The 16234-nt window shown below is 71.1% G+C and carries 13 protein-coding genes and 1 pseudogene; 9 read left to right on the top strand and 5 right to left on the bottom strand.

Annotated elements, in window-relative coordinates; genetic code table 11:
- The first annotated feature begins 58 nt into the window (after positions 1-58).
- From alaS to WA675_RS10645, 5 genes are read left to right on the top strand one after another with little or no spacing between them, the layout of a single operon-like run.
- Positions 59-2725: an alanine--tRNA ligase gene (gene alaS, locus WA675_RS10665; protein WP_336084059.1), complete on the top strand. Its 2667-nt coding sequence runs from the start codon at positions 59-61 to the stop codon at positions 2723-2725.
- On the top strand, positions 2725-3270 hold the full coding sequence (gene ruvX / locus WA675_RS10660) for a Holliday junction resolvase RuvX (RefSeq protein ID WP_336084058.1): 546 nt from the start codon (positions 2725-2727) through the stop codon (positions 3268-3270). The genes alaS and ruvX overlap by 1 nt, the downstream gene beginning before the upstream one ends.
- Positions 3267-4841, top strand: coding sequence for an endolytic transglycosylase MltG (locus tag WA675_RS10655; RefSeq protein WP_336084057.1), 1575 nt, complete (start codon positions 3267-3269; stop codon positions 4839-4841). Before ruvX ends, WA675_RS10655 begins: the two co-directional genes overlap by 4 nt.
- Complete coding sequence (locus WA675_RS10650) at positions 4834-5658, top strand: shikimate dehydrogenase (RefSeq protein ID WP_336084056.1); 825 nt, start codon at positions 4834-4836, stop codon at positions 5656-5658. Before WA675_RS10655 ends, WA675_RS10650 begins: the two co-directional genes overlap by 8 nt.
- Positions 5659-5694: 36 nt before the next feature.
- A complete protein-coding gene (locus WA675_RS10645) occupies positions 5695-6144 on the top strand; it encodes a B-4DMT family transporter (protein ID WP_336084055.1) in 450 nt (149 codons plus the stop codon).
- A 77-nt stretch (positions 6145-6221) separates the two neighbouring features.
- On the opposite strand, the gene aroB is transcribed toward WA675_RS10645, so the two are convergent.
- From aroB to WA675_RS10625, 4 genes and pseudogenes are all read right to left on the bottom strand, one after another.
- The gene (aroB, locus tag WA675_RS10640) at positions 6222-7337 is read right to left on the bottom strand and encodes a 3-dehydroquinate synthase (protein WP_336084054.1); all 1116 of its coding nucleotides are present in this window, start codon (positions 7335-7337) and stop codon (positions 6222-6224) included.
- 410 nt (positions 7338-7747) lie between these two features.
- A pseudogene (locus tag WA675_RS10635) lies at positions 7748-8455 on the bottom strand (shikimate kinase); the annotation flags it as partial.
- Between the two features lie 65 nt (positions 8456-8520).
- Positions 8521-9729 carry a chorismate synthase gene (gene aroC, locus WA675_RS10630; protein ID WP_336084188.1) on the bottom strand — a complete coding sequence of 403 codons (1209 nt, stop codon included), beginning with the start codon at positions 9727-9729 and terminating at the stop codon, positions 8521-8523.
- 188 nt (positions 9730-9917) lie between these two features.
- The gene (locus WA675_RS10625; RefSeq protein ID WP_336084053.1) at positions 9918-10391 is read right to left on the bottom strand and encodes an A24 family peptidase; all 474 of its coding nucleotides are present in this window, start codon (positions 10389-10391) and stop codon (positions 9918-9920) included.
- A 162-nt stretch (positions 10392-10553) separates the two neighbouring features.
- Here WA675_RS10625 and WA675_RS10620 point away from each other — a divergent pair, with 162 nt between their 5' ends.
- Genes WA675_RS10620 through WA675_RS10605 form a run of 4 tightly spaced genes read left to right on the top strand, consistent with a single transcriptional unit; the run spans position 10554 to position 13068 of the window.
- Positions 10554-11675 carry an aminopeptidase P family protein gene (locus WA675_RS10620; RefSeq protein WP_336084051.1) on the top strand — a complete coding sequence of 374 codons (1122 nt, stop codon included), beginning with the start codon at positions 10554-10556 and terminating at the stop codon, positions 11673-11675.
- Positions 11676-11725: 50 nt separating this feature from the next.
- Positions 11726-12289, top strand: coding sequence for an elongation factor P (efp, locus tag WA675_RS10615; protein WP_302870843.1), 564 nt, complete (start codon positions 11726-11728; stop codon positions 12287-12289).
- 2 nt (positions 12290-12291) lie between these two features.
- A complete protein-coding gene (gene nusB, locus WA675_RS10610) occupies positions 12292-12798 on the top strand; it encodes a transcription antitermination factor NusB (RefSeq protein WP_336084047.1) in 507 nt (168 codons plus the stop codon).
- Positions 12799-12801: 3 nt separating this feature from the next.
- On the top strand, positions 12802-13068 hold the full coding sequence (locus WA675_RS10605) for a YciI family protein (RefSeq protein WP_336084045.1): 267 nt from the start codon (positions 12802-12804) through the stop codon (positions 13066-13068).
- A 248-nt stretch (positions 13069-13316) separates the two neighbouring features.
- On the opposite strand, the gene WA675_RS10600 is transcribed toward WA675_RS10605, so the two are convergent.
- Complete coding sequence (locus tag WA675_RS10600) at positions 13317-16202, bottom strand: NERD domain-containing protein (RefSeq protein ID WP_336084043.1); 2886 nt, start codon at positions 16200-16202, stop codon at positions 13317-13319.
- Positions 16203-16234 lie beyond the last annotated feature (32 nt).

Genomic DNA, 16234 nt, shown 5'->3' with positions numbered 1-16234 from the left:
CGCGGACCACCCCGGGCGATGAAAAACCACGTGCGCCGCACCGGTAGGCTGGGTATTTGTGCAGACCCACGAGATTCGCCGACGCTTCCTGGACCACTTCGTCCGCGCCGGACACACCGAGGTGCCCAGCGCCTCGCTGATCCTGGCCGACCCCAACCTGCTGTTCGTCAACGCGGGCATGGTCCAGTTCAAGCCGTATTTCCTGGGACAGGAAGCGCCGCCGTACGCGCGCGCGACCAGCGTGCAGAAGTGCGTGCGCACCGGCGACATCGACGAGGTCGGCGTGACCACCCGCCACAACACCTTCTTCCAGATGGCGGGCAACTTCTCCTTCGGCGACTACTTCAAGGAAGGCGCCATCACCCTGGCCTGGGAGCTGATCTCCAAGTCCCAGGAAGAGGGCGGCTTCGGTTTCGATCCCGAGCGCATCTGGGTCACCGCCTACGAGTCCGACCCGGAGGCTGCCGAGATCTGGCATCGGGTGGCCGGGATCCCGAAGGAACGGATCCAGTTCCGCGACGGCAAGGACAACTACTGGGACATGGGCGTGCCCGGTCCCGGTGGTCCCTGCTCGGAGATCTACTACGACCGCGGCCCCGCCTACGGCAAGGAAGGCGGCCCGGTCGCCGACGAGGACCGCTATCTCGAGATCTGGAACCTCGTCTTCATGCAGGACATCCGCGGCGACGAGAGCCCCAAGCTGGGCTTCCCGCCGATCGGTTCGCTGCCGCGCAAGAACATCGACACCGGCATGGGTGTCGAGCGCGTGGCCATGCTGCTCCAAGGCGTGGAGAACGTCTACGAGACCGACCTGCTGCGCCCGATCATCGACAAGGCCGAGCAGCTCACCGGCCGCTCGTATGGCGTCGAGCACGCCGACGACGTGCGCTTCCGCGTGATCGCCGACCACGTCCGCAGCTCGGCCATGCTCATCGCCGACGGCGTGAACCCCGGCAACGACGGCCGCGGCTACGTGCTGCGCCGCCTGCTGCGCCGCATCGTGCGCTCGGCCCGCCTGCTGGGCGCCGAGAAGCCGGTGATGGCCGAGCTGATGAAGGTCGTCTCCGGCCTGATGGCGCCGTCCTACCCCGAACTGGCCACCGACTTCTCGCGCATCGAGACCGTCGCGGTCGGCGAGGAGACCGCCTTCCGCAAGACCCTCAACACCGGAGAGACCCTCTTCGACAACGCCGCCACCGCGGTGAAGTCCAAGGGCGGCAAGCAGATCGCGGGCTCGGACGCCTTCGCCCTGCACGACACCTACGGCTTCCCGATCGACCTCACCCTCGAAATGGCCGCCGAGGCGGGCCTTTCGGTGGACGAGGAGGGCTTCCGCTCGCTCATGGCCGAGCAGCGCAAGCGCGCCAAGGACGACGCCCAGGCCCGCAAGCACGCGCACGCCGACCTGACCGTCTACAAGGAACTGGTCGACCGCGGCGCCACCGAGTTCACCGGCTTCGACGAGCTCACCTCCGAGGCGAACGTGCTGGCCCTGATCGCCGACGGCGTGCGGGTGCCCGCCGCCCAGGCCGGGTCCGATGTCGAGGTGATCCTCGACCGCAGCCCGATGTACGCCGAGTCCGGCGGCCAGATCGCCGACCGCGGCACCATCACCGCCAACGGCCTCAAGCTGCGCATCAACGATGTGCAGAAGATCGCCAAGAAGCTGTGGGTGCACAAGGCCACCGTCGAGCAGGGTCAGATCACCGAGGGCGATATCGTGCTCGCCCAGGCCGATCCGGCCTGGCGTCGCGGCGCCACCCAGGGCCACTCCGGCACGCACATGGTGCACGCCGCGCTGCGCCAGGTGCTCGGTCCCAACGCCGTGCAGGCGGGTTCGCTGAACAAGCCCGGCTACCTGCGCTTCGACTTCAACTGGCAGGGCGCGCTGACCGAGCAGCAGAAGGCCGACATCGAGGCCGTCTCCAACGACGCCGTCGGTGCCGACTTCCCGGTGAACACCTTCGTCACCGATCTGCCCAAGGCCAAGGAAATGGGCGCCATGGCGCTGTTCGGCGAGAACTACGGCGACGAGGTGCGCGTCGTGGAGATCGGCGGCCCGTTCTCGATGGAGCTGTGCGGTGGCACCCACGTCGAGCACTCCTCGCAGATCGGCCCGATCACCGTGCTCGGTGAGTCCTCGGTCGGCTCGGGCGTGCGCCGCGTGGAGGCCTTCGTGGGCCTGGACTCCTACAAGTACCTGGCCAAGGAGCGCGCGCTGCTGGCCGGTGTCGCGTCCTCGCTGAAGGTGCCCTCGGACGAGGTGCCCGGTCGCGTGGAGCAGCTCGTGGAGCGGCTCAAGGTGGCCGAGAAGGAACTCGAGCGCACCAAGATCGCCGCGGTGCTGTCCTCGGCGGGGACCTTCGCCGAGCAGGCCGAGCGGGTCGGCGCGGTCCGGCTGGTCGCCGCCGCCGCGCCCACCGGCGTCACGGCCGGTGACCTGCGCACACTGGCCACCGATATCCGCGGCCGTCTCGGCAGCGATCCGGCGGTGGTGGTGCTGCTCGGCGATGTCGACGGCAAGGCACCGTTCGTGGTGACGGTCAACCAGGCCGCCCAGGACCTGGGCGTCAAGTCCGGCGACCTGGTCGCCAGCTTCGGCCCGAGCATCGCCGGTCGCGGCGGTGGCAAGCCCGAGATGGCCCAGGGGTCCGGCTCGGATCCCGCGGGCATCCCCGCGGGTCTGACCGCGGTCCGCGCACGGGTGGCCGAACTCGCCGGCTGATGACCACCCCCGGTTCAGCCGACGAGACCGCCGCTGATCGACCGGACGCGGCGACCGACCCCGGGCGCGGCCGCCGCCTCGCCATCGATGTCGGAAGTGTGCGCATCGGGGTCGCCTCGAGCGATCCCGACGGCATCCTCGCCACGCCGGTGGAAACCGTCGCGCGCGCCAAATCCGGGCGCGCGGGCGGTCCACCCGCCGACATCGAAAGAATTGCCGAGATCGTGCGGGAGTACGAGGCGGTCGAGGTGATCATCGGTTTGCCACGCACGCTACGCGGGGAAAACGGCACGGCGGCGGGTATCGCGCGTAAATTTGCCAAGCAGTTGCGAAGGGTGATCGACCCGATTCCGATACGCCTTTCCGACGAACGTTTGACTACGGTGTCTGCTGCACGTGCGCTGCGCGACAGCGGGGTTCGCGCACGTGGCCAGCGGCAGATGATCGATCAGGCGGCAGCCGTGTCGATCCTGCAAGGATGGTTGGACGAGCGGAGTTCGGTGTTGAAGGACGCAGAGACGAATGCGGTCGGAGATGATGCATGACCGACCGATGGGCCAGGGCCGAGGAACGCTACCGGGCGCGGGAAGCTGATCGGCGCTACCCCCGGCGCGACGACTGGGGCCTGGACGCGCGCACCGCGCGCACGGACGACGAGCCGCCGTCGGGCCCGGCGGGCTGGGACGACGAGGACGGCACCGACGTCATCCCGCGCTACGAGGACGAGCTCTACGACGAGCCCGATCCCGAGCCCGAACCGGTGGCCCCGCCGCGCCGTCCGCGCGAGCGGGCCGCCCCCGCGAACCGCACACCGCGCGAGGGCGCTCGCGACGGCAGGCGCCCCAAGCCCCGCCCCGGCGCGCGCGACAGCGCGCGGGCGAAGCCGCGAGACGGCGAGGGCAAGCGCGCCCGGCCCGCGGCCGATCGCAAGCGGTCGCGGATCGCCTCGCGCAAGGCCGCCGAGCGCAAGCGGCGCCGCCGCACCATGTGGCTGATCACCGGCGTCTGCATGCTGCTGGTGGTGGCCGGCGCGGGCTTCGCCGGATACAAGCTGATCGGCAGCCTCACCCCGCCCGCGGATTTCGCCGGTCCGCCCGGCGCGCAGGTCATCGTCCAGGTCCACGACGGCGACACCGCCACCCAGATCGCCGCCGCCATGCACGACAAGGGTGTGGTTGCCAGCCGCGAGGCGTTCTATCAAGCGGCCGTGCGCAACTCGGGCATGAACAGCGTGCAGCCCGGCTACTACGCGATCGGGGTGAACAGCCCGGCCGCCGACGCCGTCACCACCCTGGTGAGCGGCAAGGCGCGCGTGGGCAATGTGATCGTCTCCGAGGGCAGGCTGCTGCACGACAAGCACGACGTGAGCACCGGGGGCCGCTACGACGGCATCTATCGCAAGATCGCTCAGGCCAGCTGCTTCGGCACCGAGGAGAAGTGCGTCACCTACGAACAACTCGACGCCGCGGGCGCGAGCATGGACCTGGCCGGGCTGGGCGTGCCGGAATGGGCCATGCAGGGCGTGCGGGACTGCCCCGACCGGGCCCGGCAGCTGGAAGGCCTGATCGCCGCGGGCACCTGGGATTTCGATCCCAGCGGGACGCCCGAGCAGATCCTGCGCCAGCTGGTCAGCTCCAGCGTGCAGCGCTACGAGTCGACCGGGCTGCTGCAGTCCGGCGCCACCACCGGGCTGACGCCGTACGAGACCCTGGTAGCGGCCTCGCTGGTCGAGCGGGAGGCCAAGCCGCAGGACATGAGCAAGGTCGCCCGGGTGATCGTGAACCGGTTGCAGGTCGACCAGATGCTGCAGTTCGACTCGACGGTGAACTACACCCTCGACACCACCGAGGTCGCCACCACCAACGCCGACCGCGCCACCGAGACCGCGTGGAACACCTACGCGATGCACGGTCTGCCGATGACGCCGATCGCGGCGCCCTCACTCGGCGCGCTGCAGGCGATGGAGAACCCGGAACCGGGGGACTGGCTGTACTTCGTCACCGTCGACAAGGAAGGCACCACGCTGTTCACCGACGACTACTCCGAGCACCTGCGCCTGGTCACCCAGGCCCAGCGCAGCGGCATCCTCGACAGCTCCCGGCCCTACGGTGGCTGAGCGCAAGGCGGCCGTGCTGGGCAAGCCCATCGCGCACTCGCGCTCGCCCCAGCTGCACCTGGCCGCCTACCGCGCCCTCGGGCTGGACTGGAGCTACGAGCGCGTCGAGTGCTCGGCCGAGCAGCTGCCCGGACTGGTCGACGGGCTCGGCCCGGAATGGGTCGGGCTCTCGGTGACCATGCCCGGCAAGGAAGCCGCCCTCGCCCACGCGGACACCCGTACGGACCGGGCGGTCCTGGTCGGCTCGGCCAACACCCTGGTCCGCACGGAGACGGGCTGGCTGGCCGACTGCACCGATGTGGACGGGGTGCGCGGCGCGCTGCGCGGCGGCGGGGTCGACACCCTGCGCGCGGGCGTGGTGCTGGGCGCCGGTGGTACCGCTCGGCCCGCCCTGCTGGCGCTGTCGGACCTGGGCGCGGAGACGGTGACCGTGGTCGCCCGCGACGCGGGCCGGGCGCGCGACGCGCTCGAGCTCGCCGAGCGGCTCGGCATGGCGGTGTCCACCATCGGCTTCGACGACGACACCCTCGGCGCCGTCTGCGCGCGGGCGGGTGCGGTGGTCAGCACGATTCCGGCGAGCGCGGCGGCCGGGGTCGCCGCGTCGGTGGCCGCGGCACCGGTGGTGCTCGACGCGATCTACAACCCGTGGCCGACCCCGCTGGCCGAGGCGGTGGCCGCGGCCGGGCACACGGTGGTCAGCGGGCTGCAGATGCTGCTGAACCAGGCCTACGGGCAGGTCGAACTGTTCACCGGGCAGCCCGCCCCGCGCGCGGTGATGGCCGCGGCGCTGGATCGGCCCGCCGATCCCCAGAATTGATACCGGTTCTAGTTTTCTCCCGCTAAGGTGTTGGCCATGACCGCTTGGGTGTTACGAGCCATCAGTCTCGGCGCGTTGGTCGTCGCGTTGCGGGTCCTGCTCGGATTCGCGATGGCGACGCTGCCGACCTACGGCCTGGTGTGGCGGGCCGCCTGCCTGATCGTGCTCGTCGGTACGGCCGTGGCCTGGGGCCTGCGCGACGGGCGCGTCGGCGGCGCCGACCTCACCGTGCGCTGGCTGGCCGCCGGGTTCGGCGCGGGCCTGAGTAGCAGTGCCGTGTGCTGGGTGCTCGATCAGATCCCGCGCGTCGAACTCGGTGACAGCGGCGCGCTGTTCGAAATGACCTCGGCGGCCTCGTTCATCATGCTGCTGATCTTCCTGCCCGCGATGGGCGGTGTCGCCTTCGCGCTCGGCCGCTCCCGCCGCTCCAGGGAAGCCGCCGAGACCGCCGAGAGCACCGCCGAACCGGAGCTCGCCACCGCTTGAGACAGGACGACCGGGCCGCGATATAGCGCCCGGTCCCCGGAGCTGCCCACCGCCGCACGGCGGTGGGCATCGCTCGTTCAGAGCAGGATCGCGCCGCCCGGCTTGTCCTCGCGGGCGATCGCCGAATAGGCGGCGGCCAGCAGGCTCGGGTCCGGGCCCTCCAGCCGGCCGGGCTTGGCCAGGCCGTCGAGCACCACGAACCGCAGCACGCCCGACCGGGTCTTCTTGTCGGTCTGCATCGCGTCCATGAGCTGGGGCAGCGCCTCGGCGTCGTAGCTCACCGGCAGGCCGACGCTCTCCAGGATGGTGCGGTGCCGGTCGGCGGTGGCGTCGTCGAGCCGCCCGGCCAGCCTGCCCAGCTCGGCCGCGAACATCAGCCCGACCGAGACCGCGGCACCGTGGCGCCAGCGGTAGCGCTCGCGCCGCTCCACGGCGTGGCCGAGGGTATGGCCGTAGTTCAGGATCTCGCGCAGGCTCGATTCCTTGAGATCGGCGGCGACCACATCGGCCTTGACCTGGATGGCCCGCCGGATCAGTTCGGGCAGCACCTCTCCGGTGGGGTCGAGCGCGGCCGCCGGGTCGGCTTCGATGAGGTCGAGGATCACCGGGTCGGCGATGAAGCCCGCCTTGATGATCTCGGCCATGCCCGCCACGATCTCGTTGCGCGGCACCGTCTCCAGCGTGGCCAGGTCGACCAGCACCGCGCCGGGCTCGTGGAAACTGCCCACGAGGTTCTTGCCCGCCTCGGTGTTGATGCCGGTCTTGCCGCCGACCGCCGCGTCCACCATGGCCAGCAGCGTGGTCGGCACGTGCACGATGCGCACGCCGCGCATCCAGGTGGCGGCCACGAAACCGGCCAGGTCGGTGGCCGCGCCGCCGCCCAGGCTCACGATGGCGTCGTTGCGGGTCAGCCCGATCCGGCCGAGTACCTCCCAGCAGAACCCGGCCACGGCCAGGTCCTTGCCGTCCTCGGCGTCGGGGATCTCGATGCGGTGCGCGTCGATGCCGGTGTCGGCCAGCGCCTTGCGCACCACCTCGGCGGTCTCGGCCAGCGGGGGCTGATGGAAGATCGCCACGGTCCGCACGGCATTGCCCGCGCCGACGGCCTCGACGAGGTCGCCGAGCAGTCCGCGACCGATGATCACCGGGTACGGGTCGGCGGTGCGGACCTGGATGGTGGTCGGCTCTGTCACGTGCGCTGCTCCGATTCTCTCTGGTCGTTGGTGGTGCGTCGGCCGCGGCGGCGCGGCGTGCGCCGGGTGCGGTCGGCCCCGGCGGGCTGTCCCGTTCCGGTGCGCGGGCTCGCGGATTGCTGTCCCGATCCGGCTCGGGAGCTCGCGGATTCGGTGGTGTTGGCGCGTGTTCCGGCCTCGGTCGAGGTGCCGCGTTCGCTCGCGGCGGCCGTGCGGTTGGCGGCTTCCCGGTTCGCCGCGGCCGTGCGGATGCGCGCGCCGCCGCGGCGCGACCTGGTCCCGCGGGCGCGGCGGGTGTTCGCCGTGCGCTGCTCGCCCTGGCCGGTGCGGTTGCCCGCGCCCTGCGCCGCGGTGTCGGCTTCGGATCGTGGTGCGGCGGAACGGTTCCGGCCGGTGTCGGCGGTCCCGGTCCGTTCGGTGGTGCCCGGCTGCTCGGCCCGCCGGGCGGCGGCGGCCCGGGCCCTGGCCCGGCGCCGCGCCCGCGACCGATTGCTGCCGATCCCGGGCCTGCTCGTCGAACTCGCCGGGGGAGCGGCGTTTCCGCTTTTGCGTTCGGCGTCGAGGTCGGTGCGTACCGATTCCAGACCGAGCTTGGCCAGGATCATCCGCACGACCCGGCCGGGGCTGCGTCCGTCGGTGCGGACCCGGACGGTGGCGACCTCCTTGTAGAGCGGACGCCGGATGTTCATCAGCTCACGGTATTTCGCCGCCGGGTCGGCACCGTTGAGCAGCGGCCGGGCATTGCTGGACCCGGTCCGCCGCAAGCCTTCACCGATGCTGATCTCGAGATACACCACGGTGGCCCCGCGTAACACCGCACGGGTGCGCTCGGACAGCACCGAACCGCCACCGAGCGACACCACGCCCTCGTGCTCGAGCACCGCGCGGCGCACGACCTGTTCCTCGATCCGGCGGAACTCCGGCTCGCCGTCGGTGGCGAAGATCTCGGGAATGCCGCGGCCGGTGTCGGCTTCGATCCCGGCGTCGGTGTCGTAGAGCTCGACGCCCAGTTCCCTGGCCAGCTTGCGCCCGATCGTCGACTTCCCCGAACCGGGCGGACCGACCAGCACGATCCGCGCGCGCGGGCCCTCGGCCCCCTGCCCGGCCGGGCCCGCCACGGGCTCGACGGTCACCGGAGCGGGGCCCGCGTCGTCCTGCGCGGCCCCCTGCTGCCCCGGCCCGGTCACGACGTACGGCTGTCCGCGGGCACGTGCGGGCGGTTGCCGATCCGCTTGACGTAACTGGTGATGTTGTCCACGGTCTCGGCCAGCGAGTCGCCGCCGAACTTCTCCAGCGCGGCCTGGGCCACGACCAGCGCGACCATCGACTCCGCGACCACACCGGCCGCGGGCACCGCGCACACGTCGGAGCGCTGGTGGATGGCGACGGCTTCCTCACCGCTGGACATGTCGACGGTCGACAGCGCGCGCGGCACCGTCGAGATCGGCTTCATCGCCGCGCGCACGCGCAGCGCCTCGCCGTTGGTCATGCCGCCTTCCAGACCACCGGCGCGGTTGGTCGAGCGCAGCACGCCGTCGGGACCGGGACGCATCTCGTCGTGGGCCTGGCTGCCGCGGCGGCGCGCGGTCTCGAAACCATCGCCCACCTCGACACCCTTGATCGCCTGGATGCCCATGAGCGCGGCGGCCAGGCGCGAGTCCAGGCGCTGCTCGCCGCTGATGAACGAACCGAGACCGATGGGCAGCCCGTCCACGATGACCTCCACGACACCACCGAGGGTGTCGCCGTCCTTCTTCGCGGCCTCGATCTCGGCGATCATGGCCGCCTCGGCCTCGGCGTCGAACGCGCGGACCGGGCTGGCGTCGATGGCGTCGAGATCGCCCGCGCCCGGGACGACACCGGTGGCGTTGACCGCGGTGCCGATCGACACCACGTGCGAGATCACCTCGACGCCGAAGGCCTGACGCAGGAAGTTGCGGGCCACCGTGCCCGCGGCCACCCGGGCCGCGGTCTCACGCGCGCTGGCGCGCTCGAGCACCGGGCGGGCGTCGTCGAAGTTGTACTTGAGCATGCCCGAGTAGTCGGCGTGCCCGGGCCGCGGCCGGGTCAGCGGCGCGTTGCGCGCCATCCCGGCCAGCTCGGCCTCGTCGACCGGATCGGCCGACATCACCTCGGTCCACTTGGGCCACTCGGAGTTGGCGACCTCGATGGCGACCGGACCACCCATGGTGCGGCCGTGGCGCACGCCACCGACCAGGGTGACCTTGTCGGCCTCGAACTTCATGCGGGCGCCGCGCCCGTAGCCGAGCCTGCGGCGCGCGAGCTGAGCGGAGACATCGTCCGATGTCACCTCGACTCCGGCGACCATCCCTTCCAGGAGGGCGACGAGAGCGGGACCATGGGATTCTCCGGCAGTTATCCAGCGCAACACGCCGACCATCTTCCCACGTCGACACGCGTAGGTGGTGACGTGGTCCGACGTGACGAGCGGCACGTCGGCACCGCGCCGGGCCGCACGATGCCGCCCGGCACCGTCCCGGGGCCGCGCCGGACCCGTCCCGGACGGCACCGGAGCAGCGGGATCGATGCCCCGATCGGCCGGGCGGGTCGCCGCGGCGATCATGTCAGCGCTATCGCCGAGACCGTGGCCAGGCACATGGCGGGCCCGTGCGGGACGAGACGTCGATCCCCGGCCGAGCGCACCCGGTCGACGGCGTGTCGCAGTCGTTCGCGCACCCACCGCCTGCCCAGCATCGCGGCCGCGGCCAGTGCGGTGAGCACGGGCGCCGCGACCGCGGCCCAGGTCCACGCGGCCGCCCCGGCCAGCGCCGCGGCGGCACCCAGCGCCACCGCCAGCTTCACATCACCGGCGCCGAGCGCGGCGGGGGAGAGCAGATGGGTCACCAGGTAGGGCATGGTCAGCAGTGCGGCACCGGCGACGGCGGTGGTGAGCTGGCCGGTGCACCCGGCATAGAGGAAGACGGCGGCGGCCCCGGCGCCGGTGAGGGCATTGGGCAATCGGCGGGCATGGATATCGATGACGCCCAGCAGCAGACACCAGGCGACGAGCAGGCAATACGCGGCAGTGGTCATGCCATCGATCGTGCTGGCCCGCGCGTCGCCGATCGACCCCCGCTCCGGCGAATGTGGACAACTTTCCCGATTGTGGACAGCCCGGTGTCCAGTTGTGCCGACGCCGCGACGAGACCCGCGTTCGGTGCCGACGTGTCGCGCGTTCGGCGGTAGCGTTGACCCATGTGTGCTGACAACCCGGGTCCCGACCACGCCGCGCGGAGGGGCGCCCTGCGGAGCCTGCTGGTGGAGAACGGCGTCGACGCGCTGCTGGTCACCGATCTGGTCAATATCCGCTATCTGACCGGCTTCACCGGGTCCAATGCCGTGCTGCTGGTGCACTCCTGGGACATGCGCGGCGCCGAGGACCGCACCGTCCTCGGCACCGACGGCCGGTACTCCGCGCAGGTGGCCGCCCAGGTGCCCGATCTGCGGGCCGAGATCGCCCGCGCGACGGCCCGGCGCATCCTCGAACTGGCCGGGGAGTGGCAGCTGGGCCGGGTGGGGTTCGAGAGCCACATCGTCACCGTCGACGCGCACAAGTCCTTCCAGGAGCAGCGCACCGGCCTGCAATTGGTGCCCACCTCCGGGCTGGTCGAGCAGCTGCGGATGGTGAAGGACCCCTACGAGGTCACCCAGCTGCGCGCCGCCTGCGCCGCCGCCGACGCGGCCCTGGCCACCCTGCTCGAGCGCGGCCAGATCCGGCCCGGGCGCACCGAACGCCAGGTCGCCCGCGACCTGGAATGGGCGATGTTCGACCACGGCGCCGAGGCCATCTCGTTCGAGACGATCGTCGCCGCGGGCGCCAACTCCGCCATCCCGCACCACCGGCCCACCGGCGCGGTGCTGGCCGCGGGCGATTTCGTGAAGTTCGACTTCGGCGCGGTGGTCGACGGCTACCACTCCGACATGACCCGCACCCTGGTGCTCGGCGAGCCCGCGGACTGGCAGTGTGAGATCTACGAGCTGGTCGCCCGTGCCCAGCGCGCGGGTCGCGAGGCGCTGAAACCGGGTGCCGAGACCAAGGAGGTGGATGCCGCCGCGCGGGTCGTCATCCACGACGCGGGCTACGGTCCGCAGTTCGTGCACGGTCTCGGGCACGGCGTCGGGTTGCAGATCCACGAAGCGCCGGGAGTCGCCAAAACCAGTACCGGTACACTTCTTGCTGGCGTGGCGGTGACCGTCGAACCTGGTGTGTACCTTCCCGGCCGCGGCGGGGTCCGGATCGAGGACACGCTCGTGGTGCGCGAAGGGGGCCCGGAACTGCTCACCCTCACCACCAAGGACCTGACCGTCGTCGGCTGACGCCGGTCGCACCCAGACCCGCAGTAAACGAACGAGGAGATCCGAGGACAGTGGCGGACACCAGCGACTTCAAGAACGGCCTTGTGCTGAAGATCGACGGTCAGCTCCAGCAGATCGTCGAATTCCAGCACGTGAAGCCGGGCAAAGGCCCCGCGTTCGTGCGGACCAAGCTGAAGAACGTCGTGTCCGGCAAGGTCGTCGACAAGACCTTCAACGCCGGTGTCAAGGTCGAGACCGCGACCGTCGACCGTCGCGACATGACCTACCTGTACCACGACGGCACCGACTACATCTTCATGGACGGTGACACCTACGACCAGATCTCCATCGCGGAGGCCACCATCGGTGACGGTGCGCGCTTCCTGCTGGAGAACATGGGCGTGCAGGTGGCCGTGCACGAGGACGCGCCGCTGTTCGTGGAACTCCCCGTCACCATCGAGCTCGTCGTGCAGCACACCGACATCGGCCTGCAGGGCGACCGCTCCACCGGCGGCACCAAGCCCGCCACCCTGGAGACCGGCGCCGAGGTGCAGGTCCCGCTGTTCATCAACACCGGTGACAAGCTGAAGATCGACTCGCGCGACGGCAGCTACCTCGGCCGCGTCAACGCCTGATCGTGGCGGACTCCCCGGACAAGAAGGGCTCGTACAAGAAGCTCGGCGCACGCCACAAGGCACGCCGCCGGGCCGTCGACCTGCTGTTCGAGGCGGAGGCGCGTGACGTCGACGTCTCCGACCTGCTCGCCGAACGTGCCGAGCTCGCGACCCGCGATCAGAGCGTCGCCCCCGTGCACGCCTACACCGGCACCCTCGTGGAAGGCGTCGCCGACGATCTCGATCGCGTCGACGGCACCATCGAGTCGTACCTGCAGGACTGGACGCTGTCGCGGCTGCCCGCCGTCGACCGGGCGATCCTGCGCATCGCGGTCTGGGAGCTGTTCCACGCCACCGATGTGCCGCCGGTCGTGGCGGTCGACGAGGCGGTGGAGCTGGCCAAGGAGCTGTCCACCGACGACTCGCCGTCGTTCGTGAACGGGGTGCTCGGCCAGGTCGTGCAGGTCGCGCCGCAGGTGCGCGCCGCCGCGGCCGCCACCCGGGCCCCGCGCCCGGACCCGGAGGCATGATCCGTGGCGAACAAGTACCTGGTGATGGTCATGCGCACGCCGCGCTTCGACGCGTCCGTGATCGAACCGCACCGCGTGTTCCTGCAGGAACTGATCGACAAGGGTCAGCTCCAGGAGAGCGGCAAGTTCACCGACGGCAGCGGTGGCGCCTACGTCATCCTGGCCGAAAGCCTCGCCGCCGCAACGGCGATCGCGCACACCGACCCGGTGCACACCACCGGTGCCTCGGCACTGACGATCTACGAATGGGAGATCACCGCCTCGGCGTGATCCCCGTTCTCCGGCAGCCGCAGATCCTTTCCGGATCTGCGGCTGTCGGCGTTTTCGTCCGCAGCCGGCGCCGGGTGACGCCACAAGAGCCACAACGGAACTCGGCCGGGTGGGCGTGCTCCCGACGGCCTCCGCCGGTGGGTGTACGTGGCCCGGCGGAGGCGCGACCGGCGCCTGGGTGGCGCGGTGTCGGGGTGTGCGCGAGGCACACCGATGATCCTGCAACCTCGAGTGCGCTCGAGGTCAACTCAGCGGTCGGGATGGACCACCGGGGTGAGGAATCCGGTGACCTGGGCTGCCGAGGGCTGACCGAGTCGACGGCCGAGGACATCGGGGGCATCGGCGGCGGCACGGCACCGGTCGGGGTCGGTGTTCGACGGATCGGCGGAATAGCGGTCGCCGAACATGATCGCCCTGGCCACCTCGCGGCCGGTCTGCAGCTCGTAGACCACTACCTCGTAGCTCGCCTGGAACAGGTTGACGGTCCGGCCGATCGGTTCACCCGGGGCCGGGGCGTACTGGCAGGTCTGGACGAGGTCGCGCAGTTCCCGCTGCTTCATGCAGGCGATGAGCTGCACCGTCGACGGGTCGGTCGGGCGCCAGGCGCGCGCGTCGTCGCGGGTGACCATGCTGCCGAGGTCACCGGACAGATAGATGGGGCTGGGTCCGTCGCGTTCGTAGGCGGCCGCGTTCGGGAACGGTGTCCGGTTGTCGCCACACATGCGGTCGTAGTCCGACATCTCGAACCGGCTCGCGTGCACCGCCGTGATCGTGAAGAACCCCGCCCCGAACAGGGCGATGAACAACAGTAGCCCGACCCCCGGCCCGATCCGCACCCGCCGCAACGGCGACTCCCGCCGCTCCCGCACCGGTCGGTTCCGCCACCGATCGAGCCAGGACCCCCCACCGGAACGACTCGTCTGCGAGATCGACTCCCGCGCCGATCGATCCCGCTCGACCCAGTCACTCCAATGCTCGGTATTCCCCCGCTCCCCAGCAGGTTCCGCGCTCTCCCGCCCCCGTCCGGCACTCCCCACCGCGACCCCCGCAGCGGCGGCCCCGACAAACCCGGCCGCTCGCCCATAACCGGCCCCCCGAGACTCGTCGTCGCCCCACACGCCCTCGCGCGGAGGACCGTCCCCGACCCAAGCCCCCTCACTCGGCGAATCGTCCTCGCCGTAGCGCTCCCGCTCGTCCCAGTCGTCGCCGTCCCGATCCCACTCGTCCCCGTCGTCCCACCGCGATTCGGCCCGAACCCCGCTGAAGTGCTCGCCCGCCTCGGCCGCCACGCGATCGAGCCGGTCGGCCGCATCGGTCCGCGCCGCACCACCCGATCCGCCCTCGAGCGAAGAACTGAGGTTGCTAGAACTCGGCGACCCGGGTGCGAGCGACTTGATCAGCGAGATCGTGCCGGTAGCCGAATCGCCAGGGAAGTCCTCGTCCGGATCATGGGCCGACAGATCCCCGTCCGCCGCGGAAACCCACTCACCCGATGTCGCCGACACCTCCTCGTCGCCCGAGCCGACACCATGCCCCGCAGCCATATCATCCGAATCGCCGGAATCCATGCCCGCGTTCCCGGATCCATGTGTCCGCGTGCCGGATTCGGCGCCAGCCGCATGGCTGCCACCCACCGCGCCACTCTCGCCCACCACACCGCTCTCGTTCGCCACGTTGGCCCCGGCGGCTGTGCTACCAGCATCCACTGTGCTGCTATCGATGATTGTGTAGCTCGCGTCCGCCGTATCTCTTTCAGCAGCTGTGTTGCCATCGCCCACTGCGTTCTCGGCGGCTGTGCTGTTCTCGTTCGGGGCACCGGTCGCGCCCGCTGCGTCGCTCTTGGGTGTTGCGTCGCTGGCGGGGGATGAAGTGGTCTCGTCCGCCGCGCTGCTGTCCGTGGCCGTGTTGCTTTCAGCGGCTGTGCCGTCCGCGGACTTCGAGCCCGCGTTGGGGTCGGACGGTGTGTTGTCGTCGATGGCTGACGCACCTCGGGTGGACCGTGCGCCCGCCTCGGGCGATGCCGTCGGTGAAGGGGTCTCGTCTTCGGCTCGGGTGGGGTCCGTGGGGCCTGTCGCCGTGGGGAGTGGTTCCGCGGGGTCGCTCGGAGGCGGTTCCGGGGTGTTGTCTCGGGCGATGCGGGGCTGTGGTTCCGTCGGGGCGTCCGGGTCGTCGGCGGGTTCGCCGGAGGCGGTGAGCACTGTGCTCGGTGGTGTGTCGGTGCGGTGGGGGCTTTCGGGGGACTCGCCCGGGCCGGGCTCGGTGGTCGCGGATTGCCGGGATGAGGTGGTCCGGGTGGGTTCGCCGGTCGATGCCGCGGGGCCGTGGGTGTCGAGGGCGGGTGGTCGGTGGGCGAGGCGGTCGATGGCGGCGAGGAAGGCGGGGGTGGCGGACTGGCCGATGCTGGAGGTCAGGCGGGAGCCGGGGGTGGGCTCGGGGGTGGGTTCCTGGGTGGTGATGTCGACCGGGGGTGGGGTGGCGGGGCGGCTGGTGCCTGCCACGTCGAGGTCGGCGGGGAAGCCCTGGGCGGCGAGTGCGGCGGGGGTGGGCAGGAGGTGGCGCAGGTTGAGGGCGGTGAAGACGCGGGCGACGTCGTGGACGCTGAGACGGACGGTGCGGCCGGTCTCGGCGTGGAAGTAGTCGTGCAGGGGGGTGGAGTCGTCGCGGTCGACGAGGACGGCGCGGTACCCGTCGGCGATGCGGGTCTCTTCGAGGGTGATGTCCGAGCCGGGCTGGGGGACCAGGGCGATCACCGCGTTCACCCAGCCGAAGATGCCCGCCTGCTGCAGCATGTTCTTCACCGCGAAGACCTGGCGCCGCACCTGCACGAACGGATTGGGTACGCGGGTGGCGTGATACAGCGCGGCCGGTTCGCCATCGATCGTCCATGGGCCGTTGGGCGGGGTGGCCAGGATGCCTGCCTGGCGTTCGGTGAATCCCTTCACCTCCACGACCGTGGCCCCCTGTGGCGTGCACACCAGCGCGTCGACCTCGACGGACCCGCCCCGGCTCTCGGCCACATGGCAGCGGAAGACGGCGATCCCGCCCGCGTCGGACATCTGATCACGGATCGCCGCGCCGACGATCTGTTCTGCGCCTTCGAGTTCGGTCTCGTCCGCGACGACGACGATCACCACGACCCCCTGTGCAACCTTGTGCGGACTCCTAC

Origin of the sequence: Nocardia sp. SSK8, from assembly GCF_037034205.1 — a bacterium.
GTDB lineage: Bacteria > Actinomycetota > Actinomycetes > Mycobacteriales > Mycobacteriaceae > Nocardia.
This window is presented reverse-complemented; position numbering and strand designations above follow the sequence as displayed.